Consider the following 24,720-nt stretch of genomic DNA (forward strand, 5'->3'; position numbering starts at 1 on the left):
CCAGGCCCAACAACAAAACCCCTTGCCACGGCCGTGGCAAGGGGTTTTGTTGTTACACGCAGGCGACATTAGTGCACCGCGTTCAGGTCGATGGCGTCACCGCGCCGGGCCCGCTTGATGAGCAGCACCAGTGGCAGGCAAACCACGAAAAACAACCCTATCATGGTAAACACCTGGGAGTAGGTGATGATGGACACCTGCTTCATCAAAATGCCTTCCAGGGCAGCGTAAGCCTGCTTCTGGGCCTGCTCGAAGGAGAAGCCGCGGGCCATGAAGTTGGCCGTGAAAGCCTGAATGCGCTGCACCGTGTTGGTATCGTAGAGCGAAATGTGCGCCAGCGGACTGATGCGGTTCTGGGCAATGCTGCGCTCCAGGTACGTACCCACAATGGCCACCCCAAACGAGCCGCCGAGCTGGCGAATCATGCCTGTGAGGCCGGCCGCCTGCCCCGCGTCCTTGCCCTTCAGGCCGGCCAGGCTCATGGTGGTGATGGGCAGAAATATCAGGCCCATGCCCAGGCCGCGCACCATCAGGGGCCAGAAGAAGTCGTCTTCGCCGGCAGTAGGCGAAATAATCTGGGCCATCCAGAATGTGAAGACGAAGAAGATGCCGAAGCCCACCGGAATCATGAACTTCTGGGGCACGCCGGCCTGCAGCATCCGCCCGATCAGGGGCATCATCAGGCCCGAAGCCAGGGCGCCGGGCAGCAGGATGTAGCCGGTCTGGGCCGCCGAGAAGCCCAGGATGCGCTGGGTGAAGATGGGGAAGATGAACACCGAGGCAAACATGCCGAAGCCCAGTACAAACGACAGCACCGCGCCCACGGCCAGGTTGCGGCTTTTGCCCAGCACCCGCAGATCCACAATGGGCTGCCGGGCCGTCAGCTCGCGCCACACAAAGCCCACGAGGCCAATAACGGCCAGCGCGGTAAAGCTGTTGATGTAGGCGCTTTCAAACCAGTCTTCCGACTCGCCCTGCTCCAGCACCAGCTGCAGGGAGCCCACGCCCAGAATCAGCAGGAAAATACCGGCCCAGTCGATTTCGCGCAGGGGCCGCGGAATGGCGTTTTTGATGCGCTCCGGGTCCCGGATAAACAGGATGGTGAAGATGCTGGCCAGGATGCCCACGGGCACGTTCACGTAAAAAATCCAGGGCCAGTCGTAGTTGTCCACGATGTAGCCGCCCAGCGTGGGTCCGATGGTGGGGCCGATGATGACGCCCATGCCAAACAAAGCCTGCCCCAGGGGCAGCTGCTTGGGCGGAAAAGTATCGATGAGAATAGCCTGCGACGTAGCCATGAGGGCTCCGCCGCCGATGCCCTGCACGAAGCGGAAGGCCACCAGCTCCCAGATGTTGGTGCTCTGCCCGCAGGCTACGGAGGCCAGCGTGAAGATAATCACCGACACGAGGTAGTAGTTTTTGCGGCCAAACTGCTCGGCCAGAAAGCCCGTCATAGGAATCACGATAACGTTGGCAATGCCGTAGGAGGCAATTACCCAGGTCACCTCCTGCTGGGTGGCCGAGAGGTTGCCCATCATCTGCGTCAGGGCCACGTTCACAATGCTGGTATCAATCAGCTCCAGCAGGCAGCACATGACTACCGTGATGACGATAATCCACTTGGTAAATCCGGTTTCCAAAGGTGAAGTTGTGAAAGGTGAATTGTGAAAAGCACGCTGCCTAGTTCTATCTTGGCCAGCTACTGACTTCACCTGTTGTGATGTATGGACGAAGAGCTGTCATCTACCCAAGTCTCTTTTAACGAGGACTTACGGGCATGCACCAAGCAGGCGGCGCTACGTGTGATTCGATTGTTTCAGCAAATGCCACGAACTGGAGAGGCTTACGTTCTCGGCAAGCAGTTACTACGAGCCGCTACCTCAGTAGCGGCCAACTTTCGGGCGGCCTGCCGCGGCCGCTCCGGTGCTGAGTGGTACGCCAAGCTGTGCATCTGCGTAGAGGAGGCCGACGAAACACTGTTCTGGCTGGAACTGCTTGGCGATGCTGACATCATAGTCAAATCTCGTCTGCAAGGCCTGGAGCAGGAGTACCGCGAAATTGTTGCAATCCTGGCATCTATCCGAAAGAAAGCAAAGGCGAAACTGTGAAAGGTGAAGTTGTGATTGTTGCTAGCAGACCTCTGTTTGTCTACAATTTCACCTTTCACTACTTCACTACTTCACCTTTACCGTCGCCGTCACGCTCATGCCGGCGCGCAGGGGGTGGTCGGGGTCTACTTTATCCAGCGCAATCTTAACGGGCACGCGCTGGGTTACTTTCACGAAGTTGCCGCTGGCGTTATCGGGGGGCAGCAAGGCAAACCGGCCCCCCGTAGCGGCCGACAGGCTCTCGATGTGGCCGCTGAACTCCTCGTTCGGGTAGGCATCCACTTCCACTTCCACCGGCTGGCCCACTTTCATGTTTTCGAGCTGGGTTTCCTTGAAGTTGGCCACCACCCAGGTGCGGTTGCTGGCTACGAGCCCAATCAGCTGCTGGCCGGGAGCCACTACCTGGCCGGGCTGCACGTTCTTCTTACTCACTACCCCATCTACGGGCGCTTTGAGCGTGGTGTAGCTAAGCTGCAACTCGGCGTTGTCGAGGTCGGCCTGGCGCTGCTTTACCACGGCCTGGGCCACGGCTACCTGCTGCTCGGCGGCAATTACCTGCTGACGGGCCACGCCTACCTGGTCGGCGGCGGTGGCGCGCTGGGCGCTGGTGGCGCGCAGGTTGGCCTGCACGGCATCGTACTCACTTTGCGGAATGATGTCTTCCTTGCGCAGGAAGGCACTGCGTTTCAAATCTTTTTCGAGGCGGGAGCGGTTGGCGTCACTCACCCCAATAGACGATTGGGCCGAGCGCACGTTGGCCTGGGCGGTGCCCACGGCGGCGCGGGCGGCTACCACGTTGGCTTGGGCAGCGGCCAGCGCCGCCTGGGCCGCATTCACGCGCTGCTGGTAGTCGGCCGGGTCCAGCGTCACGAGTACGTCGCCCTTTTTCACGGCCTGGTTGTCTTCTACTTTCACTTCCAGCACCGGACCGGCTACGCGGGGCAGCACGGGGTACACGTCGCCTTCAACCTGGGCGTCGTCGGTTTCTTCGTGCGTCTGGCCAAACTGGTAGCGCTGCCAGCCGAAGTAGCCGCCCACCAGCAGCACCAGCGCCAGCACAATGAAAAGGAAAGGCCGTTTGGAGCGGGCCGCGGGCTCGTCGTAAGCGGTTTCAGCGGCGGGCTGGGCCGGGCCGCCAGGCTGCGAAATTTGGCGTTCTACCACCGGTTCTTGCGTTGCCATCTGTGAAGTTGTGAGTTTGTGAAATGGTGAAATGGTGAGTGGTGAACGGTGATGGAGTGAATTAGCTAGAGCATCCAGGTATCCGGAACGTCACTCACTAGTTCACCATCTTACCATTTCACCTGTCAGGCCGACTGCCGCAATGCGGCAGTGCCCTGGGGCTTGACGAGCAGCGTGGCGCAGGGCGCGTGGCGTACCACATGCTCGGCGGTGTTGCCCATCAGAAAGCGGGTGAGGCCCGTCTGGCCGTGGGAGCCAATGATGATAAGGTCGTTACCGCTGGTCTGCGCCACCCGCACAATTTCGCGGGCAGCATCGCCCTGGCGCAGTTGGGTAGTTACGCGGCCGGCGCCAGCTTGCTGGGCCAGCAGCTGGTAGCGGGCCAGCTCCGTGGCGGCATCGGGCACCGGCCCCGGCTCATGGCCGCTGAGGGCCAGCTGTGCCTCCTGCACGTGCAGCAAACACAGCTCGGCTCCGGTAGCGCTGGCCAGCGTGGCCGCATAAGCCACTACCGCCGCCGCCGCAACCGAGAAATCCAGCGGACAAAGAATATTGGACAGGTGCATGGGAAAAGGTGAGATTGTGAAGTGGTGAGAAGTGAAATAAGAGAATTGTAAAAGAGAGCTTCACAACTTCACCTTTCACAACTGCACCGCTACCATATCTGCTCGCCGGTGGCCCGCTTAAGCTGATACTGGCCGAGGGTGTAGTTGTAGATGGCCTGCAGGCGCGCCAGGCGGGCCTGGGCCAGCTGGGTTTCGGCATCCAGCACGTCGAGGTTGGTGCCTACGTCGTAGCGGTAGCGGGCTTTGGCGCGGGTGAGGGCGTCGGTGGCCTGGTTGATCTGCGTGACGGCGTTATCGTAGCGGGCGGAGCTCGACTGCAGGTTGTTGGCCGCCTGGTGCACGTCGGCGCGCACCTGCTCCTGCGTGTCCAGTATGCGGGCCTGGGAGCCGCGGATGTTGGCCTGGGCCTCTACCCGCTGGTTTTTGTTTTTGCCCCCGTCGTAAATTGGCACCGACAGCTGAGCCACCAGGGTGGAGTTGGGCCGGAACTTATCGAGGTTGGGCTGGTAGCCGTTTTTGCCGCCCAGCTGCGCGCCCACGCCCAGCAACGGCAGGTTGCTTTTCTCAATGAGCCGCAGGTTGGCGCTGGCCGTGGCCTCGGCATCACGGGCCAGCTTTACTTCGGGCCGGTTTTCCAGGGCCCGCGTCAGGGCAGCCTGCACATCCAGCGGCTGGGGCTGGTAGGTGAACGTGCCGCGCACCGGCACCTCATTGTACTCGGGCTTGTGCAGGTAGCGGGCCAGCTGCACTTGCTGGTTGCGCAGCTGGTTTTCGAGGTCGATGCGGGTGTTCTGAGCCTGAGTGATGCGCACCTGCGTGGTCGTCACGTCGAACCTAGTGCTTACGCCGCCTTCCACGCGCTTTTCCATCTCGCGCTGGTGCTGCCGGAGCGAGGCAATCTGCTCGTCCTGAACCTTGATGCTTTCGCGCACAAACAGGATGTTATAGTACACCTGCACGGCCGAGTAAGCAAGGTCGCGGCGCGTCACGTTGATCTGGTCAACGGCCGTCACACGGCGGCTTTCCGCCAGGTTGTACGTGGCATCCTTCTTACCGAAGTCCAGCAAGCCGTACTGAATGGTGATGTGCGTATCGTAGTTGTTGTTGGGGGCAAACTGGAAGGGGGGACTATCGGGCGACAACTGCAGCTTGACCACCGGGTCGATGCGGGTATAGGTGGCCGTGCCGGTAACCTGGGGCAGAAAGCCGCCGCGGGTTTGCGTTACGCGGCTGGTAGCGGCGTTTACTTCTTCTTCCAGCGTGGTAATGGCCGGGTTGGCATCCAGCACCGAGCGGATGGTGCCATCCAGCGTCAGGGAGTCCGAAAGCACGGAACCCTGCTGAGCGTAGGCGGCGCTGCCGCTCAACAGCCCCAGGGACAGCAGTGGCACGGCAAGAGTTGATCGAGAAAGCATAGACAAGGACTGATGAAGGTCGGTGTCCTAGTACCCAAGCCCGTGCCAGGCAGGTAAACAGATTAAAAAATTCTGTAAAACCTGCTTTATAAGGCGGTAAAGGCGTATATATTTTAATTTGACTGCAAAATCAGCACCCGACGTTATGGCTATTATTCCTTATATTTGAGAAATTCCCGATTTATAACTCCTGTTATTTAAGGAAAATCAAGATGCCTGACCAGGACGATTCGCTGCTGCTATATCTGAACGACGCCATTGCCACCACCCGGGACAAGGAAACACTCTTTCGCACGGTCACGGAAAAGCTGCGGCTGATTTTTCCCTTCGATGCTATTACCATCCTCACCTTCGACGCCGAGCACCAGTACCGCCGCGTATTTCTGCGCGACTACCTCGGCGAGCTGCTGCTGCCCGACCAGGCGGCGGGTGCCAAGCCCAGCCGGGCCCCCATCGAAGGCACGCCCATCGAGCAGTTCGTGCGCCATGCTCACCTGCGCCAGTACGACCTGGAAGAGCTGCTGACCTCTTACCCCGAGTACCAGCCGTTTTACGCCCTGCTCGATAAAGGCATGCGCTACTTTGTGGTGGTGCCGCTGCGCACCAGCGGGCACCTTATCGGCCTGCTGTCGTTGGTGGCGCGGCGCCGGCCCGCGTTTGCGCCTACTGACGAGGACCTGCTCGAAAAAATCGGCAGTCTGGTAGCCGTGGCCGTTACCAACACGCTGGCCTTCGAGGACATTGCCCGCCGCGAGCAGGAAAAAACGATGCAGCTGGCCCTCAACAATGCCCTGCTCAGCATCAAAGACCGGGGCGAGCTGTTTCGCACCATTGCCACCGAAATCAACCAAGTGGTGCCCTGCGACTTTTTCGGGGTGCGCCTGCACCTGCCCGGCTCACCTATCCGCGCCTTTGCCGAGTTTGTAAAGCAGACCGATGGCACCTTTGCCGCCCTCGACGAAAACCGCCGGGACGAGCTGCCCGACTTCGAGGAAGCCAAGCAGGATGCCGTTGAGCTGTTTATGCGGCCCGGCGTATACGTAGGGGCCGATTTTGACTCCTTGGCGGAGCGCTATACCATGCTGCGCTACATTCGGGAAAATCACGGCACCCAGTCTTTGCTCTGCACGCCTCTGGACCTGGGCGACGAGCAAACGGCGTCCCTTATCATGGCCAGCCATCAGCCCCTGGCCTTCACGGCAGAAATGCTGGAGCTGATTCTGACGCTGGTGCCGCAGATTCGCCTGGCGATGCAGAACGTGCTGGCCTTCGAGCAGATTGAAGCCCTGCGCACCCAGCTGGAGCGCGAGCGAACCTACCTCATCGACGAAATCAACACCACGGCCGCCGCCCGCTTCGGCGACTTCGTGGGCGGCAGCCCCAGCATGCAGCAGGTGTTTCGGCGCGTAGAGCAGGTAGCGCCTACCGATAGCACCGTGCTTATTACCGGCGAAACCGGCACCGGCAAGGAGCTGGTGGCCCGTGCCCTGCACAACTTCTCCCCGCGCAAGGAGCGGGCTTTGGTGAAGATAAACTGCGCGGCCCTGCCTGCGCAACTGATTGAAAGTGAGCTTTTCGGACACGAGAAAGGCGCGTTTACGGGCGCCCACGACCGGCGCATCGGCAAGTTTGAGCTGGCCGATGGGGGCACCATTTTCCTGGACGAAATCGGGGAGCTGCCCCTGGACCTGCAGGCCAAGCTGCTGCGGGTGCTGCAGGAAAAGGAGTTTGAGCGCATTGGCGGGCGGCGCGTGATTCATACCAACGTGCGGGTGCTGGCGGCCACCAACCGCGTGCTGGAAGAGGAGGTAGCCGCTGGCCGCTTCCGCGCCGACCTCTACTACCGCCTCGACGTGTTTCCGATTCATTTGCCGGCCCTGCGCGAGCGGCCCGAGGACGTGGAGCCGCTGGTGCGCCACTTTCTGGAGCGCTTCACCAAAAAATTGGGCCGCCCCGTGCGCACCCTCCGCCCCCCGCGACCTGAAGGCCCTGCAGCGCTACCCCTGGCCCGGCAACATCCGGGAACTGGAGCATGTGGTGGAGCGGGCCGTTATTGCCTCCACCGGCCCGTCGTTGGAGTTTGCGGGCTTCTCGGCCACGGCGGCTGGCCCGGTCCCGGTGTTAGCGCCCGCGCCCGGCCCGCTCAAAACCCTTAAAGACCAGGAACGCGACCATATTCTGGCGGCCCTGCACCAGACGGGTGGCCGCGTGAGTGGCCCGCAGGGAGCCGCTTTACTGCTCGACATCAACGCCAAAACGCTGGAAGCACGCATGAAAAAGCTGGGTATCCGGCGGGCGCATACGGTGGAGTAGCCCAGGTGTGCATCTTTTGGGCCGGGCCGAACGTGGCCAATCGGCTTGCGTACATTCTGTTATGGTTTCACCTCCAACCGACTACAGCCATGCCCGCTACCAACGTCCCCAAAACTCCACAGCACGATGATCCGGCCCGCAAAAAGCAGGAGGACCAGCGCCCCGATACCGGCCAGAATACTAGCAAAGGCAAGACCGTAACGCCCGATAAGGCCCACGACCCACAACGGTAACCGCGCTGGGCTCAAAAACAGAATGGCCCCGCATTCCAAGGAATACGGGGCCATTCTGTTTGCTTTCAGGTTAGTCTATTTCGCGGCCTGGATGTCGGCAATGGCCTTTTCGGCTACCGGCTTGTTGGTAGCGGCGTTGGGCTTGCCTTCCTGGGCTTTGATGGCGGCCTGCAGCATCCCGATGATGGGCTCATCGGCGCCGTACTGCTTGTATTTCACGCCCAGGCCGCGGAGACGCTCTACGTCTTCGGCAAAGGCTTTCGGCTCGCTGAGGCGGGTGAGCATAGCGCCCATGCCTTCGAAGTAGCCAAACCGCTCCTGCTCACTGGCGGCATCAAAGCGGGTACGCACGTAGTTCCACTGGGCGTCGCCGCCGTGCTGGCTATACACGCCGGCCACCGCCTGGCTAATGCTGGCTTCGTCGCTGGCTTCCAACTCCTTGGCTTTAGCCAGGGCCGCTTTCGTGTTTACGCCACCCAGGCCTTTCAGCGCGGCGGCCTGCACTCCGTACGACTGGGCCTTGAGCTGCTGCGTGAACAGCTTTTCATCCTTCTTGTCCTGGAGCTTGGCCAGCACCGTGAGCAGGGAAGCCGTGGCTACCGGGTCTTTTTCCACGCTCAGGCGCTTGCGCAGGGCTGGGGCCGCCAGCTTGGCTACTTCCTTGTTGTCGAGCTTGAGGCGCTCGGCCGATACCATTCGCAGGTTGTTGAACTTGTCGTTGAGGCCGGAGACCAGGAGCTTGCGGGCAGCGGCGTCGGTGGTTTGCTTGGCCTCGGCGGCCAACAGGGCCTCGCGGCGCGCTACGTACAGCGGAGCGTGCTCGTACTGGTACGCAAACTCCGCCAGGGGCTTGTTGTCGGTCTGCTGCCACACCAGGGTTTTCTCGGCATCCACATCCACCAGGTCGGGCTTAGCAGGTAAGGGCATGGTGAAGGTCTGGCTGGCCTGGGTCATCATCACGCGCTGGCGCTGGGGCTTGCCGTTTACCCAGTAATCAATGGCCATGGGCAGCTGAAACACCTGCCCGGGCTGGTTTTGCTTGAGCGTGACGGACTGCACTTTCTTGGCCGCATCCCAGCTGTAGTCGATGCTCACCACGGGGTGGCCCGTGCTGAAGTACCATTGGTTGAAAAACCAGTTCAGGTCCTGGCCCGATACGGCTTCCAGCGCCAGGCGCAGCTGGTGGGCTTCACCGTTACCAAACTTATTGTCCTGCAAGTACTTCTGCAGGCCCGCAAAGAACACGTCGTCGCCGAGGTAGGTACGCAGCATGTCCAGAATGGCCCCACCCTTCTGGTAGCTTACCAGGTCAAACATGTCCTCCTTGTCGTCGTAGTGGAAGCGCACGAGGTGCTTCTGGGCGTCTTTGGGGCTGCGCAGGTAGTTGCGCAGGTTGCGGTGGTTGTGCGAGTCGGCGGCATCGGCCCCGTACTTGTGCTCGGCGTACAGGCCCTCGGAGAAGTCGGCGAAGCTTTCGTTCACCGTCAGGTTGCTCCAGCTTTCAGCCGTTACGTAGTCGCCAAACCACTGGTGAAACAGCTCGTGGGCAATAACCGACTCGGTCTGGTATTCCCGGTCGATGAGCTGCCGGTCAGTTTTCTGCAGGAAGTCTCCGTGCAGGGTGGCCGAAGTGTTTTCCATGGCCCCGCTCACGTAGTCGCGCACCACAATCTGGGCGTACTTGTTCCAGGGGTACTCCACGCCCAGGCGAGTCGAGAAAAACTCCAGCATGTCGGTGGTGTTGCCGAAAATCTGCTTGGCGAAGGGCGCGTACTTGGGCTCCAGGTAATAAGTCACGTCTTTGCCGCGCCAGGTGTCCTTCGTGATGCGGAAGTCACCCACGGCCATCATAAACAGGTAGGGCGCGTGGGGCAGGTCCATCTTCCAGGTGTCGGTGCGCAGGCCAGCGCCGGCGGGTTTCTGGCTTACCAGCGCCCCGTTGCTCAGCGTCACGTACTTGCTGGGTACCGTCATGCTGATTTCGGACGTGGTTTTCTGGTTGGGCCGGTCGATGGTGGGGAACCACACCGAGGAAGCTTCCGTCTCGCCCTGGGTCCAGATCTGCACGGGCTTGCCGGCCACGGCGCTGTCGGGGTTGATAAAGTACAGGCCCTTGGCGTCGTTGATGGCCGCGCTGCCTTTGGTTTTCAGCTCGTCGGGCTTGGCCGTGTACTCGATGTACACGGTGTAAGCCGTGCCCGGTGCCACCGTTTTGCCCAGGTTGATGCGCAGGTTCTGCTTATCGGAGTAGTCGTATTTCAGCGCCTGCTGCTGGTCGCCGCTCACTAGGGCTACGGTTTTGATGTCCATTCCTTTGGCATCCAGCCGCAGGGAGTCGGTGGCGTAGGCGTAGGGCTTGAGCGTCAGCCAGGCCTTGCCGTTGAGGTGGCGCTTTGCGTAGTCGAAACCAACGTCCAGCTTGGTGTGCACCAGGGCATTGACCTTCGTGGCCGAAGCGCGGTAGGGCGACTCGGGGGCGGCGGGAGCCGAAGCGGGGGCCTGGGCCAGGCCCAGCGTGCTTAGAAAGCAGGCAACGGCAGTAAGGGTTGTTCTCATGAGGGGAAAGTGGGAAAAAGGAAAGCAAAGAAAGCAGAAAGGCAGCAAGTGATGCCTGCGGGCCGGAAACTGCTCTGCGCTGCTTCCCGCCCGCCTAGTCGTAGAAAATAGAGCTAAGCAAATGTATCAAACACTAATATGTTATACAAGGTACTATGCAAATAATAATAAGTTGTTCAAGATATTCTTTTTACACCCTCTGGTGCGGGCGCAGCTGGCTGTGGTCAGAGGCACTGGGCTGCTCGGACTACTGCGGCAGCCACCGGATTTGGCCGCAGTGGTGTTTTGCGCGTACTTTCCTGCTGATGTCCTCTTCTGCCACGCCTCTCCTACTCACCCGCCAGCACGTACTGCGCGCCCTGCGGCAGCTGGAGCGCAACGACCAGCCCCTCACGCCCAGCACCGTCTACGATCTGGTGTACCGGGGTCGGCGCTACCCGCCGCGGGCCGTGGCCCAGCTGGCGTACCAACTGGCCACCGACGATGCCGCGGCTACGTGGCCGCTCGGCAGCGGGGCGCCCACCAACCGCCTACTCGAAAAGCTGGACTTCACTATTGCCACCAAGCGGCCCACGCTGGCCAACTCCCCCTGGACGGAGACGTGGCCGAGCAGGAGCAGCTTACGGACCTTTATACTGGGCGCCCAAGCCGGCAGCCGCTCCGGCTTCCCAAGGCCACTGCGGCCGCCGAGCCTACAGCGACCTATGGTTCCGGCCCCGCATACGACCGGGCTCAAGCCGAGCAGGAAGTATTCATCGGCCCCGAAAAGCTGGATGCGGCCCTGGCCGGGCTGCGGCGGCGTAAGAACCTGCTGCTGCAAGGCCCGCCTGGCACCGGCAAAACGTTTCTCGCCCGGCGCCTGGCCTGGCTAGAGCTGGGCGCCCAGGATGCGGCCCGCACCGAGCTGGTTCAGTTCCACCCGAGCTACAGCTACGAGGACTTCGTGCAAGGCTTCCGGCCCGATGCGGGCGGCAAATTCCGGCTGACTGATGGGCTGCTGGTGCAGCTGTGCCGCCGCGCCGCCCAGGACCCCACGCGGCCTTATTTCCTGCTGATTGACGAGCTGAACCGGGGCAACGTGAGCCGCATCTTCGGGGAGCTGCTGCTATTGCTGGAAGCCGACAAGCGCGGACCGGCCCACGCCGTAGCCTTGCCGTACGCTCCGGCCGGTACCCACTTCTATGTACCCGAAAACCTGTACGTCATCGGCACCATGAACACCGCCGACCGCTCCCTCACGCCCCTGGACTATGCCCTGCGCCGGCGGTTTGCCTTCGTGGAGTTGGAGCCGGAGTTTGGGCCTGCGTTTCAGGCGTTTCTGGGCCGGCAAGGCGTAGCAGCAGAAATCATCCAGCAGATAGTCAGCCGCCTGACGGAACTCAACCAAACCATAGCCGACGACCCCGACCTGGGCCCGGACTTCCGCATCGGCCACAGCTACTTCTGCCAGCCGCCTACACAGCAGGAAGAACAGTCTGACTGGCTCCGGCTGATTCTGGAACAGGAAATTGCGCCATTGCTCACGGAATATTGGCTCGATGAACCCGCCAAAGCATCGGCCGCCCGGCGCCGCTTGCTGGCATAATCAGCCCCAAGAGGTTAAGGCCTGCTTGAATGTCCCGGAAAACGCCGGCCCCAAAATCCGAGAAATCCGACTAATCAGCGCGAATCCGTGGTCCCGATACAGAACCTGTACTACCTGTTGAGCTACGCCTGGAACCGGCTGCCGGAGCGCCATGAGCTGCTGACGGCAGAAGGCCAGGCGTTTGAGCGGCCGGTGGAGCTGCTGGCGCATTTGCTGCTGCTGCACCTTAGGCGGTATCTGCGCGCGGGTTTGCCGCCGGCGTACCGGCAGCGGGAAGCCGAGCTACCGGAGCTGCGCGGGCGGGTGCTGCTGGCGCCCAGCCTCACGCGCAACCTGCTGCCCCGGGGCCGCGCCGTTTGCCGCTTCGATGAGCTGGGCTACGATGCGCCCCTGCACGGGCTGCTACTGGGCACGGTGCGGGAGTTGGGCCGCACAACCAAGCTGTCCGCTGGCTTGCGCCAGGAGCTGCGCCGGGTGCAGCGGCAGTTCCCGGCTGATATTGCTCCACTACGGCTAACCAACGATACGCTGCAGCTAGCCCGGCGGCAGCGGCCGACGGGCACGGGCGCCCTGCTGCTCAATATCTGCGAGCTGCTGCACCTAAGTCAGCTGCCGGAGCCCACGGCTGGTGGCCGCCCCCGTTTCCGGGACTTTCGGCGCGACGAAGCGGTAATGGCGAAGCTGTTTGAGCAGTTTGTGCGCAACTTCTACCGGCTGGAGCAGCGCCGATACCGAGTGCAGAGTGAAACCATTGCCTGGCAGGCCGCCGCTGAGCACGCAGCCGATCTGGATTTGCTGCCCAGCATGATTACCGACACTTCCCTGGAAGCCCCCGACCGCAAAATCATCCTTGACACCAAGTACTACGCCGCGGCCCTGCGCACCCGCCACAATCGACAGCGGCTGATTGCGCCTCACCTCTACCAGCTCTATGCCTACCTCCAAAACCAGACGCCGCTACCAGGCCAACAGTTGGAGGGCGTACTGCTGTACCCGGCCGCCGAGCAGGAAGTAGACCTGCGCTACACATTGGGCGGGCACCCGGTGCGCATCGTCACCATCAACCTGGCCCAGCCTTGGCCCGCTATTGCCGCCGATCTGCTGGCGCTGGTGCAGTAGATTAGGCCCGAATTTTAGCGGCCATGGCGGTGCATCTATCCGAGGTTCCGTTTGTCCTTTTCTTACATTCACCCCTTCTTCGGCCTACTCCCCTTAAACTTTTACCTGCTTGAAACGACGCGACTTTGTAGGGCTGACCGGTCTGGCGACCGGGGCTCTGTTCCTGCCCGGCTTGCCCAGCCTGGGCGGCACCCTGGTGCACCCCGAACGCCTGCTCGAAACCGTGGACCCGGCCGTAAAAAAACGCCTGGCCGATTCGGCCCTGAACGCGGCCAAATCGGCGGGCGCTTCCTACGCCGACGTGCGCATCGGGCGCTACCTCAACCAAAGCATCTTTACCCGCGAAAAGCAGGTGCAGAATATTGCCAGCGGGGAAAGCTTCGGGGCCGGCGTGCGCGTCATTGCCAACGGCACCTGGGGCTTTGCGGCCACCAACACCGTGACGGAAGCCGGCCTGGCCAAGGCCGCGCAGCTGGCCGTAGCCATTGCCAAGGCCAACGCCAAAGTGCAAAAAGAGCAGGTGAAGCTGGCCCCGCAGAAAGGCTACGGGGAAGTAACCTGGAAAACGCCCATCGTGCAGAGTGCCTTTGAGGTGCCCATTGCCCAGAAGGTGGACCTGCTGCTGTCGGCCAATGGCCGGGCGCTGGAAAATGGCGCTTCCTTCGTGAACTCGGCCTTGTTTCAGGTGAATGAGCAGAAGTACTTTGCCAGCACCGACGGTTCGTACATCGACCAGGACGTGCACCGCATCTGGCCCACGTTCAGCGTAACGGCCGTAGACCGGGCCAGCGGCAAGTTCCGCACCCGGGAAGCGCTCAGCTCACCCATGGGCCTGGGCTACGAGTACATGGTACCGAAAGCCCAGGACAAGATTGCCGGCCCCGCCGGCTCGGGCCTCACGGGTTATAAAAACAGCTACGACATCCTGGAAGACGCGGCCCTGGCCGCCAAGCAGACCAAGGAAAAACTCACGGCCAAGAGCGTAACGCCCGGCAAGTACGACCTCGTGCTGGACCCCAACCACCTGGGTCTCACCATCCACGAAAGCATAGGCCACGCCACCGAGCTGGACCGGGTGCTGGGCTACGAGGCCAACTACGCGGGTACTTCCTTCGCCACGCTGGAGTGGAAAAAGCAGGGCAAGCCCTACGGCTCAAAAATCGTGAACATCGTGGCCGACAAAACCCAGCCCGGTTCTCTGGGCGCGGTGGGCTACGACGACGAAGGCGTGAAAACGGGCCAGTGGGACATCATCAAGGAAGGCCAGCTGGTAGACTACCAGAAAATCCGCGACCAGGCCGCCATGGTGGGCCAGGACCATTCTGATGGGTGCTGCTACGCGCAGTCGTGGCAGGACGTGCAGTTCCAGCGCATGGCCAACATCAGCCTGCAGCCCGGCAAGCAGAAGATGAGCGTGGACGACATGATCAAGAACGTGGACAAGGGCATCTACATTGCCGGCCGCGGCTCGTTCTCCATCGACCAGCAGCGCTACAACTCTCAGTTTGGCGGTACGGTGTTCTACGCCATTGAGAAGGGCAAGATTGCCGGCATGGTTGAAGACGTGGCCTACCAAACCAATACGGTAGAGTTCTGGAACTCCTGCGCGGCCATCTGCGACCAGTCGGATTACCGCATGTTCGGCTCGTTCTTCGACGGCAAGGGCCAGCCCAGCCAGGTGTCGGCCGTGAGCCATGGCTCCAGCACCACCCGCTTCAACGGCGTGAACGTCATCAATACCGCCCGGAAAATTTAATGTGCTCATGTGACAGAATGTGCTGAGGTGCTAATAGTTGTTCTTTCATTAGCACCTCAGCACATTCTGTCACATGAGCACATTAGAATTAGCACATTAGCGAAGCGGAGCACATTCTACCACATCAGCACATTCCAAAAATGGCTATTCTCTCCAAGGACGAAGCCCAGAATATTCTTAAGAAGGTCCTCAGCTTCAGCACCGCCGATGAGTGCGAGGTGACGCTGAACGGCACCACCGGCGGCAACGTGCGCTCGGCCCGTAACGCCATCAGCACCAGCGGCGCCCTCGACAACGTTTCCCTGGCCGTGGAGTCGCGGTTTGGCAAGCGCAGCGGCGTGGCTACCTGCAACGAATTCGACGACGCCACCCTACGGCGCTGCGTGCAGCGGGCCGAGGAAATTGCCCGCCTCGCCCCCGAAAACCCCGACTACGTGCCCCTGCTGGGCCCCCAGCAATACCTGGCGTCGCCGCTGTCGTTTGCCCAAAGCACGGCGGGCATCACGCCCGATTTCCGCGCCCAGCAAATGGCGGCCACCCTGCAACTGTGCGAGCAGCGCAAGCTGTCCTCGGCCGCCTTTCTGGAAGACTCGGCGGGCTTTGTGGCCAAGCGCAACAACAAAGGGCTGGAGGCCTACCAGCAGGCTACCGACCTCACCTTCAGCATTACGGTGCGCACGCCCGATGGCACGGGTTCCGGCTACGCCACCGCCGACTACAACGACGCCAGCAAGTTCGACGCCGCCCGCCTGGCCAAAACGGCCGCCGATAAAGCGGCCATGTCGCGGCAGGCTAAGGCCCTGGAGCCGGGCAAGTACACCGTGATTCTGGAGCCGGCCGCCCTGGTTGCCAACTCCGACGCCTCGCTGCTGGGCGCCATGATGGGGGCCATGGATGCCCGCTCCGCTGACGAAGGCCGCTCCTTCCTGAGCAAGAAAGGCGGCGGCAATAAGAAGGGCGAAAAGCTGTTCGACGAGCGGGTCACCATCTACTCCGACCCCACACACCCCGAAATTGCGGACCTCACCTTTGCCGGCGACGGACGCCCCCGCCAGAAAACCACCTGGGTGGAAAAAGGCGTGGTGAAGAACCTGTACTCTTCGCGCTTCTGGGCCCAGAAGCAGGGCATTCCGGATCTGCCCCCGCCCGGCGGCTTCATCATGGAAGGCGGCACGCAGAGCCTGGAGGAAATGATTAAGGGCACGGCCAAAGGCATCCTGGTTACCCGCCTCTGGTACATCCGCCCCGTGGACCCGCAGACCCTGCTCTACACGGGCCTGACGCGGGACGGGACGTTCTACATCGAGAACGGGAAGATCAAGCACCCCATCAAGAACTTCCGCTTCAACGAGTCGCCCATCATCATGCTTAACAACCTGGAGGCCCTGGGTAAGCCCCAGCGCGTGGCGGGCAACCTGGTGCCCCCGTTGAAGATTCGGGACTTCACCTTCACCAGCCTCTCCGACGCGGTATAGTTGTCATTCCGAACGCAGGGAGGAATCTGGATTAGCCTCTCATCGGTAAACCCAGATTCCTCCCTGCGTTCGGAATGACACTTAGTCCTCCATTATTTCTGTGGTTAAGTCGCGCCATTCGGGGTTGTGTGTCTTGATCAGCGCATCCTTCTTTTCCCGGCGCCAGCCTTTTATTTCTTTTTCGCGGGCTATAGCCTGCTGCACATCTTGGAAGGCCTCCCAATGCATAAGCAGGTTGCAGAAATAGCGGCCGGCAAACGTAAATGGGCGGCCTTCCTGGGCTATGTGCTCATCCAGTCTTCGCGTCAGGTCATTCGTGACGCCAGTATAGAGTACCGTGCGCTTAGGATTGGTCAGCAGATAGACAAAATACTGATGATGGCGCATCTGCATAGTTGCTAGGATATATACTGAAAATATAGCGTTTTTGTCATTCCGAACACCGTAAGGAATCTGGGTTTACCAACAAAAGGCTAACTCAGATTCCTCACTGCGTTCGGAATGACACTTTCTCCTTCCCTAATCCCCTACCACTTTGAAAAGACGAGATTTTATTGGCATCACGGGCTTAGCTACCGGGGCTTTGTTCTTACCGAGCCTGCCCGGCATGGGTGGGGTGCTGGTAGACCCCGAGCAGCTGCTCGAAACCATCGACCCGGCCCTGAAAAAGCGCCTGGCCGATGCGGCCCTGAACGCGGCTAAATCGGCGGGAGCTTCCTACGCCGACGTGCGCATCGGGCGCTACCTCAACCAGTACGTGTTTACCCGCGAAAAGCAGGTGCAGAACATTACCAGCACCGAGAGCTTCGGGGTGGGCGTGCGGGCGTTGGTGAACGGGGCCTGGGGCTTTGCTTCCACCAACCTCGTCACGGAAGCCGGCATTGTGCAGGCCGCCAAAAACGCCGTCGCCATTGCCAAGGCCAACCAGCGCGTGCAAAAGGAGCCGGTGAAGCTGGCCGCGCAGAAAGGCTACGGGGAGGTGAGCTGGAAAACGCCCATTGAGCGCAACGCCTTCGAAGTGCCGGTGAAGGAAAAGGTGGATCTGCTGCTGGCTGCCAACGCCAAGGCCCTGGACAACGGCGCCAGCTACGTCAACTCGGCCCTGTTTCAGGTGAACGAGCAGAAGTACTTCGCCAGCACCGACGGCTCCTACATCGACCAGGATGTGCACCGCATCTGGCCCACGTTCAACGTTACCGTTATTGACCGCGCCACCGGCAAATTCCGTTCCCGCGACGCCATGGCCTCGCCCATGGGCCTGGGCTACGAGTACCTCACGCCTCGCGCCAGCGACAAGCTAATGGGCCCGCAGGGAACCGGCGTTATCGGCTACAAGCAGCGCTACGACATGCTGGAAGACGCAGCCCTGGCTGCCAAGCAGGCCAAGGAAAAGCTCACGGCTAAGTCTGTGACACCCGGCAAGTACGACCTCGTGCTCGACCCCAGCCACCTGGGTCTGACCATCCACGAATCGGTAGGGCACCCTACGGAGCTGGACCGGGTGCTGGGCTACGAAGCCAACTACGCCGGCACGTCCTTCGCGACGCTCGACTGGAAAGCCAAAGGCCAGCCCTATGGCTCCAAGCTGGTGAACATTGTGGCCGACAAGCTGCAGCCCGGCACGCTGGGCGCGGTGGGCTACGACGACGAGGGCGTGAAAACCAAGAAGTGGGACATCATCAAGGACGGAAAGCTGGTGAACTACCAGAAAATCCGGGACCAGGCGCACGTCATGGGTCAGCAGGAATCGGACGGGTGCTGCTACGCCGACTCCTGGAGCAGCGTGCAGTTTCAGCGTATGCCCAACATCAGCCTCCGCCCCGGCTCGGCCAAACTAAGCGTGGACGAGATGATCAAGAACGTGGACAAGGGCATCTACATTGCGGGGGAAGGCTCCTACTCCATCGACCAGCAGCGCTACAACTTCCAGTTCGGGGGCAAGGTGTTCTACGCCATTGAGAAGGGTAAAATTGCCGGCATGATTGAGGACGTTGCCTATCAGGCCAACACCCAGGAGTTCTGGGGCAGCTGCGCGGCCATCTGTGACCAGTCGGACTACCGCTTCCTGGGCACGTTCTTCGACGGCAAAGGCCAGCCCGGTCAGGTATCGGCCGTGAGCCACGGCTCCAGCACCACCCGCTTCAACGGCGTGAACGTCATCAATACCGCCCGGAAAATCTGATTTTCAATGTGCTAATGTGGTAGAATGTGCTGACGTGCTAATGCTTCAATCATTCCCTTTATGGCCAACCCTTCCAGCAACAATCCTGTCTTGCAGCTAACTTTTGCGTTTTCGCTGCAAGTATTGGCTTACGTGGAGGAGTTGGAGAAAGTCCGGCGCTACGTTATTGCGCAGCAGCTCCTGCGCAGCAGCTCCTGCGGAGCGGCACCTCCATTGGAGCCAATGTGCGGGAAGCCCAGCATGCGGAAAGCCGTGCCGACTTTATCCATAAATGCAAGGTTGCAGCGAAAGAAGCCAGCGAAACAGAATATTGGCTGCTCCTGTGCCAGCAAGCACCCAACTACCCTGATCCACCAGCCGAGATGCTGAGCCGCTGCTGGATATCTGCCGGCTGCTTTCCCGCATAATCAGCACCAGCAAAGCCAACGGGTAATGTGCTCATGTGACAGAATGTGCTGAGGTGCTAATGAAAGAACGACTATTAGCACCTCAGCACATTCTGTCACATGAGCACATTACCAACACATTAGAACATCAGCACATCCCCTCATTAGCACATTAACATAACATGCCCATACTTTCCCAAGACGAAGCCCAGGCCATCCTGAAAAAGGTGCTGAGCTATTCGCAGGCCGATGAGTGCGCCGCCACCCTGCGCGGGCGCACCAGCGGCAACATCCGCTACGCCCGCAACACGGTAAGCACCGCCGGCCAGTCCGATAACGTGTCGCTAGCCGTGGAGTCGCGGTTTGGCAAGCGCAGCGGCACGGCCACCTGCAACCAGTTCGACGATGCCACGCTGCGGCGTTGCGTGCAGCGGGCTGAGGAAATTGCCCGCCTCGCCCCCGAAGACCCCGAGTACGTAGCCATGCTAGGCCCGCAGCAATACCTGGTGCCTAAAGCCTACGCGGCCAGCACGGCCGCCATCACGCCCGACGTGCGCGCCCAGGCCGCCGCCGACAGCATCACCATGTGTGAGGCCCGCAAGCTCACGGCCGCGGGCTTCCTGGAAGACGGCGCCAGCTTTACGGCCCTGCGCAACAGCAAAGGCCTCGAAGCCTACGAGCAAAGCACAAACGTCGATTTTTCGGTGACGGTGCGCACCCCCGACGGTAAAGGCTCGGGCTACGCCGTGGCCGATTTCACCGACGTAAATGCCTTCGACGCCAAAGCCCTGACCAAGCGCGCTGCCGATAAGGCCGCGGGCTCGGTAAATACCAAGGCCTTGGAGCCCGGCAAGTACACCGTGATTCTGGAGCCGGCCGCCCTGGTATCGGATGAAGGCCTGCTCAACCGCCTGGTTTACGCCCTCGACGCCCGCGAGGCCGACGAAGGCCGCTCGTTCCTGAGCAAGAAAGGCGGCGGCACCAAGAAAGGCGAAAAGCTCTTCGACTCCCGCGTGACCATCTACTCCGACCCTCTCAACGCGCAGGTTCCCGGCAGCGTGTTCGATGGGGAAGGGCTGCCCGTGAAGCGCATGCCCTGGATAGAGAAAGGCGTGGTGAAAAACCTGTACTATTCCCGCTATTGGGCCGAGAAAAGCAAGGCCGAGGCTACGGCCTTTTCCGGCAACTTTATCATGGAAGGCGGCACGCAGAGCCTGGAGGAGCTGATTAAGGGCACGGCCAAAGGCATTCTGGTCACTCGCCTCTGGTACATCCGCGACGTGGACCCGCAGACCCTGCTCGTGACGGGCCTGACGCGGGACGGTACGTTCTACATCGAGAACGGCAGGATCAAGCACCCGATCAAGAACTTCCGCTTCAACGAGTCGCCTATCATCATGCTCAACAACATTGAAGCCATGGGCAAACCCCAGCGCCTCGGCGGTAACCTGGTGCCCCCGCTGAAGATTCGGGACTTCACCTTTACCAGTTTGTCGGACGCGGTGTAGCTGTCATTCCGAGCGAAGCGAGGAATCTGCGTTAGCCCCGCGTGGGTAACCCCAGATTCCTCACTGCGTTCGGAATGACAAGTGCTCTACTAGTCCCGGCGCTGAAGGTTCGGAGCTTCATCTTTAGCAGCCTCTCCGACGCGGCGTAAAAAATCGAGTGCAGAACAGCCGGTATCCGCAGCGGGTACCGGCTTTTTCTTGTCGTGGTTGAGCTGCTTATCAGGTTAGCTTATATGGTAGCCGGTATAAAAGAAGGCGCCATGCTCCATCTTATACCATCGCCGAATACCGTTGCACTAATCATCACGTCATTACCCTCACTAACTCAGCTATTGCTTGCGGTCAAAGCGGCCGTGCGTGATGGTAATCGTCTTCCGAGGATCAAGAGTGCTGGCAGCCGTGAATTCGAACGTACCAGATGAAACAGGCTTAGTTAAGTAAGTAAGATCAACTTTGCCAGTATTATGTGTATCTGTCACATACACCTCACCCATACTATGACTCAATGAAAAAGTGGCATGATTGAAAATATATTGAGGGTCACCTTGCGGGTAATACAGAGTTGGCCGATTCAGTAAATAAGTGCCCGTCTTGCGCCCACGAATAAAGAGCATAACAGTAGCGTTTTCGCCTTTGTATTGGCCGTAGAGCTTCACATAAAACAGCGTATCAAACGCAAACCCGCCAGTGAGCGGCGGAATAGCACTGGGGCCAAGAATGCCACCGCTGGGCCAGCCAGTCGCCACAAAGGCCTGGCCATCAATCAGGCAACCGGCGGTATTCTTGCCTTCCTGCGTAGCCTTGGGCAAGGCGTCCAATTCTTCTTTCTTGCAAGCGGCTGTCAATACACTTGCGCAGATGGCCAGATAGATAAGCTGTTTCATCGTACTGACCGTTTACTACAGGAATAGACACGCAAATTCTAGCTGGCCGCAAAGCGCATGAAGGTATACGCATCACTAAGCCAGAGTAGTTTTTGCCTGGGATAATGCTGCTTGTTAATGAGGTACCACACGTCCCTACTTGCCCAGCTGAAACGCGGCATAGGCCTGAATCACGCGGTTTTTGAGCTGGGGGTCGTTGGCGCTGCGCACGTCTTTGTAGTTGGCAATATCGGTGAGGCCGGCGTTGAAGCGGCCGCCGATGCGCAGGCCCGCTGTCAGCTCAAGCTCCAGGCCGGCGCAGAGGCTGAAGTCCTTGCTGTTATACTGTTCTTTCACGTCTTTGCTGACGCTGCCATACGTGGCCTGCTGGCTGGCTGGGTCTAGCCCGAGGAAGGCCGTACCGGCCTGCTTGGCCGTGAGCAACACCCCAAACTGCGGGCCGGCCTGCAAGTGCAGCTTGCTGAGCTTAAGGTCGAGCAGGATGGGCAGGTTCACGTACTGCAGCTTGGTGGCATAGTCTTCCTGTGCGTTCTTGAAGTCAGAACCCTGCACGGAGTACAGCAGCTCCGGCCGGATGGAAAGCGGCCCCACCACGTTGTAGACGTAGAACAGCCCGGCGTGGTAGGAGAACTGATAATTGGTGTTCTGGTTGATATCCTGCCCGTCGAGCACGGCCGCGTTGACGCCGCCCTTGATACCAATCTGCGCCTGGGCTGCGCTGCAAGCCAGTAGGGCGCCCAGCAGCGTAAACAGTAGTTTTTTCATAGCTGAAAAAGAGAAAGTAGAAAAGTAAAGGTAGGCGGCCGATAGGGCAGAGTCAACAGGCCGGCTGCGGCCGGGCTGCCGCCTTCAACGCCGCGAAGCCGGGCGGCAGTGTGGTCCGACTCGATTTTTTGGGCCATTTTGCGCGCCGCCGTGCCACCTCCGCCGGGCTTTGGCGTCTTTGCCGCACCGCGCTTTTTCCTATATGCCCGCTACCCCGTTCACCTTCGTGCGCCTTCGCTACCGCTCCGGCGACTGGGACGCCGTGGACGAGCGGATGCCCACCAACCTGCTGCATTCCCTTATTCAGTACACCAAAGTACCCGTGAACCAGCGGGAGAAAGTCGTGTCCCTGGATTCGCCGGAGCTGTTCAACTACCCGTTCTGCTACCTCTCGGGCCACCGGCTGGTGCAGTTTTCAGCCCAGGAAAAAAAGAACTTCGAGCAGTACGTGCGGGCCGGCGGCTTCGTGTTCGTGGACGACTGCAACCATGACATCGACGGGCTGTTTGCGCGCTCCTTCGAGGAACAGATGCGCCAGTGCTTCGGGGCCGGAGCCCTGAAGAAGCTGCCCAAAACCCACGCCCTCTACTCCCAGTTTTTCAAGTTCCCGGAAGGGCCGCCGCCCACCGGCTTCGAGCTCAACGGCTGGGGCGACGACCTGGTGCACGACTACCTGAAAGGCATCGAGTTCAATGGCCGCCTGGGCGTGCTCTACTCCAACAAGGACTACGGCTGCGAGTGGGATTACGACTTCCGCAACAAACGCTTTCTGGCCGAAGATAACACCAAGTTCGGCGTCAATATTCTGCTGTATGCGCTGACGGCGTAAGTAAACGAGCCTAGAACCGGTAGCCCAGGCTCAACCGACCATCGAATACGGCTTTATTTCTTTCGTAGAACGTTTCCGTATCATAGGTTTCTCTATCGGAGGCCGCTGGCTGATCCAAGCGTTTCCAGGCCATAACGCCCCCGGATACATCCAGCAGCAGCCGGCCGGATGCCCCGATGGGGCACTGGGCCCCCACCAATACTCCGGCCCCACCCAGCCGGGACTTATAGTCGGCCATGTAGCCGAGCGTCTGGCGCACGGCCCGGTAGCTCACGGTGGGTGCCACGTAGATACCAGCCAAGCCCGTTTGCTTGCCCTGAAAAGCGTAGTAGCGGCCCTGCAGTGCCAGGCCCGTCAGGCGTGTATCGGGGGAGCCGCCATTCATCAGGAATTCCGCGCTGCCGCTGGTGCGTTTGCCTACCTGCCGCTCGTAGCCCACCAGTACCGGCAGCAGAAAGCGCGTGTCGTAATTAAGGGCGTTGTAGGCGACATTCCGGGTGAGAATTCCACCTAAATCGAAGCGCACGGCATTGGGCAAACCGGGCCTGGGAGCGGGGGCCGGCGCTAGCTCCGACTGCGCCTGGGTACGCTGCGGGCTTAGCATAGCGCCCAGCAAAAACAGGAAAGCGGCACAGCGAGATGAGCTAAGACGGCGGGAATGGTTGTGTATCATGGCCCGAAGTAGATAGATTGGCCTCCGCGTAGCAAACTATTCGCGGGCCAGATCAGACTTTAGCCAAAGCAAAAATCCCGCATAATGACTACCCGGGAAGCATCCTTTTGCTTTTTTTCGCGGACTTTGCCTCGCCTTCACCCCTCACTTTCTCTGACTTCCTACAACTGCAGTGACCGAACAAGACGTAACCCGCCTGCTGGCTAAGCTGCCCGTACTCCGCCAGGAAATTGCCAAGGTGATTGTGGGCCAGCAGGCCGTGTTGGATGAAGTGCTGGTGGCCTTGCTGGCCGGGGGGCATGCCCTGCTGGAAGGCGTGCCCGGCCTGGCCAAAACCCTGCTGGTGCGCACCCTGGCCCAGGCCACCGACCTGCCCTTCCGCCGCATCCAGTTCACCCCGGACCTGATGCCCACCGACATCCTGGGCACCGAAGTGCTGGAGGAAGACCACGGCACCGGCCGCCGTACCTTCACCTTCCAGCCCGGGCCCATCTTCGCCAGTCTGGTGCTGGCCGACGAAATCAACCGAACGCCGCCCAAAACGCAGGCGGCGCTGCTGGAGGCTATGCAGGAAGGCCACGTGACCTACGCCGGTCAGGAGCACGCGCTGCCGAAGCCGTTTTTTTTACTGGCCACCCAGAACCCCATCGAGCAAAGCGGCACGTATCCGCTGCCCGAGGCCCAGCTCGACCGGTTTCTGCTTTACATCCACATTGGCTACCCCACCGAGCAGGAAGAGCTGGCGGTGCTGAGTGGCACCACCGGCACGGCGCGCGCCGAGGTGCAGCCGGTGCTGGGTGGCGAGGATGTGCGGCAGCTGCAGCAGCTGGTGCGGCAGGTGAGCATCAGCCCGGAGCTGCTGGGCTTTGTGAACCGGCTGGTGCGGGCCACACGCCCGGCTACTTCGACGGTGAAGTTTATTCAGGACTACGGCCGCTGGGGTGCCGGCCCCCGCGCCGGCCAGGCCCTGATTTTATGCGCCAAGGCCCGGGCCCTGCTGCAAGGCCGCTTCGCCGCTACCCTCGACGACTTGCACGCCCTGGCGCCCGCCGTGCTCCGCCACCGCGTGCTGCTCAACTTCAACGCCGAAGCCGACAACCTCACCCCCGATGACGCCGTGGCTGCCCTGCTGAAAGCGGTAGCAGTGTAGGGGGTAGTTTTTGGTGGTTAGTTTTTCGTTTTTCG

The 24,720-nt window shown here is 60.6% G+C and carries 23 protein-coding genes; 13 read left to right on the forward strand and 10 right to left on the reverse strand.

Going from position 1 to position 24,720, the window contains the following annotated elements:
- Positions 1-68: 68 nt before the first annotated feature.
- A complete protein-coding gene (locus LRS06_RS08905) occupies positions 69-1,712 on the reverse strand; it encodes a DHA2 family efflux MFS transporter permease subunit (protein ID WP_257871171.1) in 1,644 nt (547 codons plus the stop codon).
- 12 nt (positions 1,713-1,724) lie between these two features.
- Here LRS06_RS08905 and LRS06_RS08910 point away from each other — a divergent pair, with 12 nt between their 5' ends.
- Positions 1,725-2,108 (forward strand): four helix bundle protein, encoded by a 384-nt coding sequence (locus LRS06_RS08910; RefSeq protein ID WP_257871172.1) that lies wholly within the window; start codon positions 1,725-1,727, stop codon positions 2,106-2,108.
- 66 nt (positions 2,109-2,174) lie between these two features.
- Here the strand turns inward: LRS06_RS08910 and LRS06_RS08915 are convergent, their stop codons facing one another.
- The 3 genes from LRS06_RS08915 to LRS06_RS08925 all read right to left on the reverse strand — a co-directional run bounded on the left by LRS06_RS08915 (position 2,175) and on the right by LRS06_RS08925 (position 5,247).
- Positions 2,175-3,290, reverse strand: coding sequence for an HlyD family secretion protein (locus LRS06_RS08915; protein ID WP_257871173.1), 1,116 nt, complete (start codon positions 3,288-3,290; stop codon positions 2,175-2,177).
- 125 nt (positions 3,291-3,415) lie between these two features.
- Entirely contained in the window at positions 3,416-3,856 is a 441-nt protein-coding gene (locus LRS06_RS08920; protein ID WP_257871174.1) for a universal stress protein, read from the reverse strand.
- Between the two features lie 89 nt (positions 3,857-3,945).
- Positions 3,946-5,247, reverse strand: coding sequence for a TolC family protein (locus LRS06_RS08925; RefSeq protein WP_257871175.1), 1,302 nt, complete (start codon positions 5,245-5,247; stop codon positions 3,946-3,948).
- A 236-nt stretch (positions 5,248-5,483) separates the two neighbouring features.
- Between LRS06_RS08925 and LRS06_RS25370 the strand changes: the two genes are divergently transcribed.
- From LRS06_RS25370 to LRS06_RS08945, 3 genes are all read left to right on the forward strand, one after another.
- Positions 5,484-7,427, forward strand: a complete 1,944-nt coding sequence (locus LRS06_RS25370) for a sigma 54-interacting transcriptional regulator (RefSeq protein ID WP_308239889.1) — start codon at positions 5,484-5,486, stop codon at positions 7,425-7,427.
- Entirely contained in the window at positions 7,390-7,584 is a 195-nt protein-coding gene (locus LRS06_RS08940) for a helix-turn-helix domain-containing protein (RefSeq protein WP_257873397.1), read from the forward strand. The genes LRS06_RS25370 and LRS06_RS08940 overlap by 38 nt, the downstream gene beginning before the upstream one ends.
- Positions 7,585-7,673: 89 nt before the next feature.
- Positions 7,674-7,817: a hypothetical protein gene (locus tag LRS06_RS08945; RefSeq protein ID WP_257871176.1), complete on the forward strand. Its 144-nt coding sequence runs from the start codon at positions 7,674-7,676 to the stop codon at positions 7,815-7,817.
- A gap of 75 nt (positions 7,818-7,892) precedes the next feature.
- Here the strand turns inward: LRS06_RS08945 and LRS06_RS08950 are convergent, their stop codons facing one another.
- Together LRS06_RS08950 and LRS06_RS08955 are read right to left on the reverse strand one after the other, a co-directional pair.
- Positions 7,893-10,373: a M1 family aminopeptidase gene (locus tag LRS06_RS08950; protein WP_257871177.1), complete on the reverse strand. Its 2,481-nt coding sequence runs from the start codon at positions 10,371-10,373 to the stop codon at positions 7,893-7,895.
- 329 nt (positions 10,374-10,702) lie between these two features.
- Complete coding sequence (locus tag LRS06_RS08955) at positions 10,703-10,843, reverse strand: hypothetical protein (protein WP_257871178.1); 141 nt, start codon at positions 10,841-10,843, stop codon at positions 10,703-10,705.
- A gap of 26 nt (positions 10,844-10,869) precedes the next feature.
- Here LRS06_RS08955 and LRS06_RS08960 point away from each other — a divergent pair, with 26 nt between their 5' ends.
- From LRS06_RS08960 to LRS06_RS08975, 4 genes are all read left to right on the forward strand, one after another.
- Entirely contained in the window at positions 10,870-11,958 is a 1,089-nt protein-coding gene (locus LRS06_RS08960) for an McrB family protein (RefSeq protein WP_257871179.1), read from the forward strand.
- A gap of 87 nt (positions 11,959-12,045) precedes the next feature.
- Positions 12,046-13,077, forward strand: coding sequence for a hypothetical protein (locus LRS06_RS08965; RefSeq protein ID WP_257871180.1), 1,032 nt, complete (start codon positions 12,046-12,048; stop codon positions 13,075-13,077).
- 109 nt (positions 13,078-13,186) lie between these two features.
- Positions 13,187-14,833 (forward strand): TldD/PmbA family protein, encoded by a 1,647-nt coding sequence (locus tag LRS06_RS08970; RefSeq protein ID WP_257871181.1) that lies wholly within the window; start codon positions 13,187-13,189, stop codon positions 14,831-14,833.
- Between the two features lie 140 nt (positions 14,834-14,973).
- Entirely contained in the window at positions 14,974-16,308 is a 1,335-nt protein-coding gene (locus LRS06_RS08975) for a TldD/PmbA family protein (protein WP_257871182.1), read from the forward strand.
- Between the two features lie 81 nt (positions 16,309-16,389).
- Here the strand turns inward: LRS06_RS08975 and LRS06_RS08980 are convergent, their stop codons facing one another.
- Complete coding sequence (locus LRS06_RS08980; RefSeq protein WP_374679420.1) at positions 16,390-16,701, reverse strand: GIY-YIG nuclease family protein; 312 nt, start codon at positions 16,699-16,701, stop codon at positions 16,390-16,392.
- 142 nt (positions 16,702-16,843) lie between these two features.
- On the opposite strand from LRS06_RS08980, the gene LRS06_RS08985 reads away from it, so the two are divergent.
- The 3 genes from LRS06_RS08985 (at position 16,844) to LRS06_RS08995 (ending at position 20,384) form a co-directional block, all read left to right on the forward strand.
- Positions 16,844-18,490 carry a TldD/PmbA family protein gene (locus LRS06_RS08985; protein ID WP_257871183.1) on the forward strand — a complete coding sequence of 549 codons (1,647 nt, stop codon included), beginning with the start codon at positions 16,844-16,846 and terminating at the stop codon, positions 18,488-18,490.
- Positions 18,491-18,714: 224 nt separating this feature from the next.
- Entirely contained in the window at positions 18,715-18,897 is a 183-nt protein-coding gene (locus LRS06_RS08990; protein WP_257871184.1) for a four helix bundle protein, read from the forward strand.
- Positions 18,898-19,058: 161 nt separating this feature from the next.
- Positions 19,059-20,384 (forward strand): TldD/PmbA family protein, encoded by a 1,326-nt coding sequence (locus tag LRS06_RS08995; RefSeq protein WP_257871185.1) that lies wholly within the window; start codon positions 19,059-19,061, stop codon positions 20,382-20,384.
- A 329-nt stretch (positions 20,385-20,713) separates the two neighbouring features.
- Here LRS06_RS08995 and LRS06_RS09000 read toward each other — a convergent pair whose 3' ends face one another.
- Both LRS06_RS09000 and LRS06_RS09005 read right to left on the reverse strand, forming a co-directional pair.
- Positions 20,714-21,268, reverse strand: coding sequence for a DUF6252 family protein (locus LRS06_RS09000; protein ID WP_257871186.1), 555 nt, complete (start codon positions 21,266-21,268; stop codon positions 20,714-20,716).
- Positions 21,269-21,403: 135 nt separating this feature from the next.
- Entirely contained in the window at positions 21,404-22,033 is a 630-nt protein-coding gene (locus tag LRS06_RS09005) for a porin family protein (protein WP_257871187.1), read from the reverse strand.
- 202 nt (positions 22,034-22,235) lie between these two features.
- Here LRS06_RS09005 and LRS06_RS09010 point away from each other — a divergent pair, with 202 nt between their 5' ends.
- Positions 22,236-22,862 (forward strand): DUF4159 domain-containing protein, encoded by a 627-nt coding sequence (locus LRS06_RS09010; RefSeq protein ID WP_257871188.1) that lies wholly within the window; start codon positions 22,236-22,238, stop codon positions 22,860-22,862.
- 10 nt (positions 22,863-22,872) lie between these two features.
- On the opposite strand, the gene LRS06_RS09015 is transcribed toward LRS06_RS09010, so the two are convergent.
- Entirely contained in the window at positions 22,873-23,535 is a 663-nt protein-coding gene (locus LRS06_RS09015) for a hypothetical protein (RefSeq protein ID WP_257871189.1), read from the reverse strand.
- Positions 23,536-23,707: 172 nt separating this feature from the next.
- Between LRS06_RS09015 and LRS06_RS09020 the strand changes: the two genes are divergently transcribed.
- Positions 23,708-24,685: a MoxR family ATPase gene (locus LRS06_RS09020; protein ID WP_257871190.1), complete on the forward strand. Its 978-nt coding sequence runs from the start codon at positions 23,708-23,710 to the stop codon at positions 24,683-24,685.
- Positions 24,686-24,720: the final 35 nt, after the last annotated feature.

It is taken from the genome of Hymenobacter sp. J193 (genome assembly GCF_024700075.1).
In the GTDB taxonomy this organism is placed as follows: domain Bacteria; phylum Bacteroidota; class Bacteroidia; order Cytophagales; family Hymenobacteraceae; genus Hymenobacter.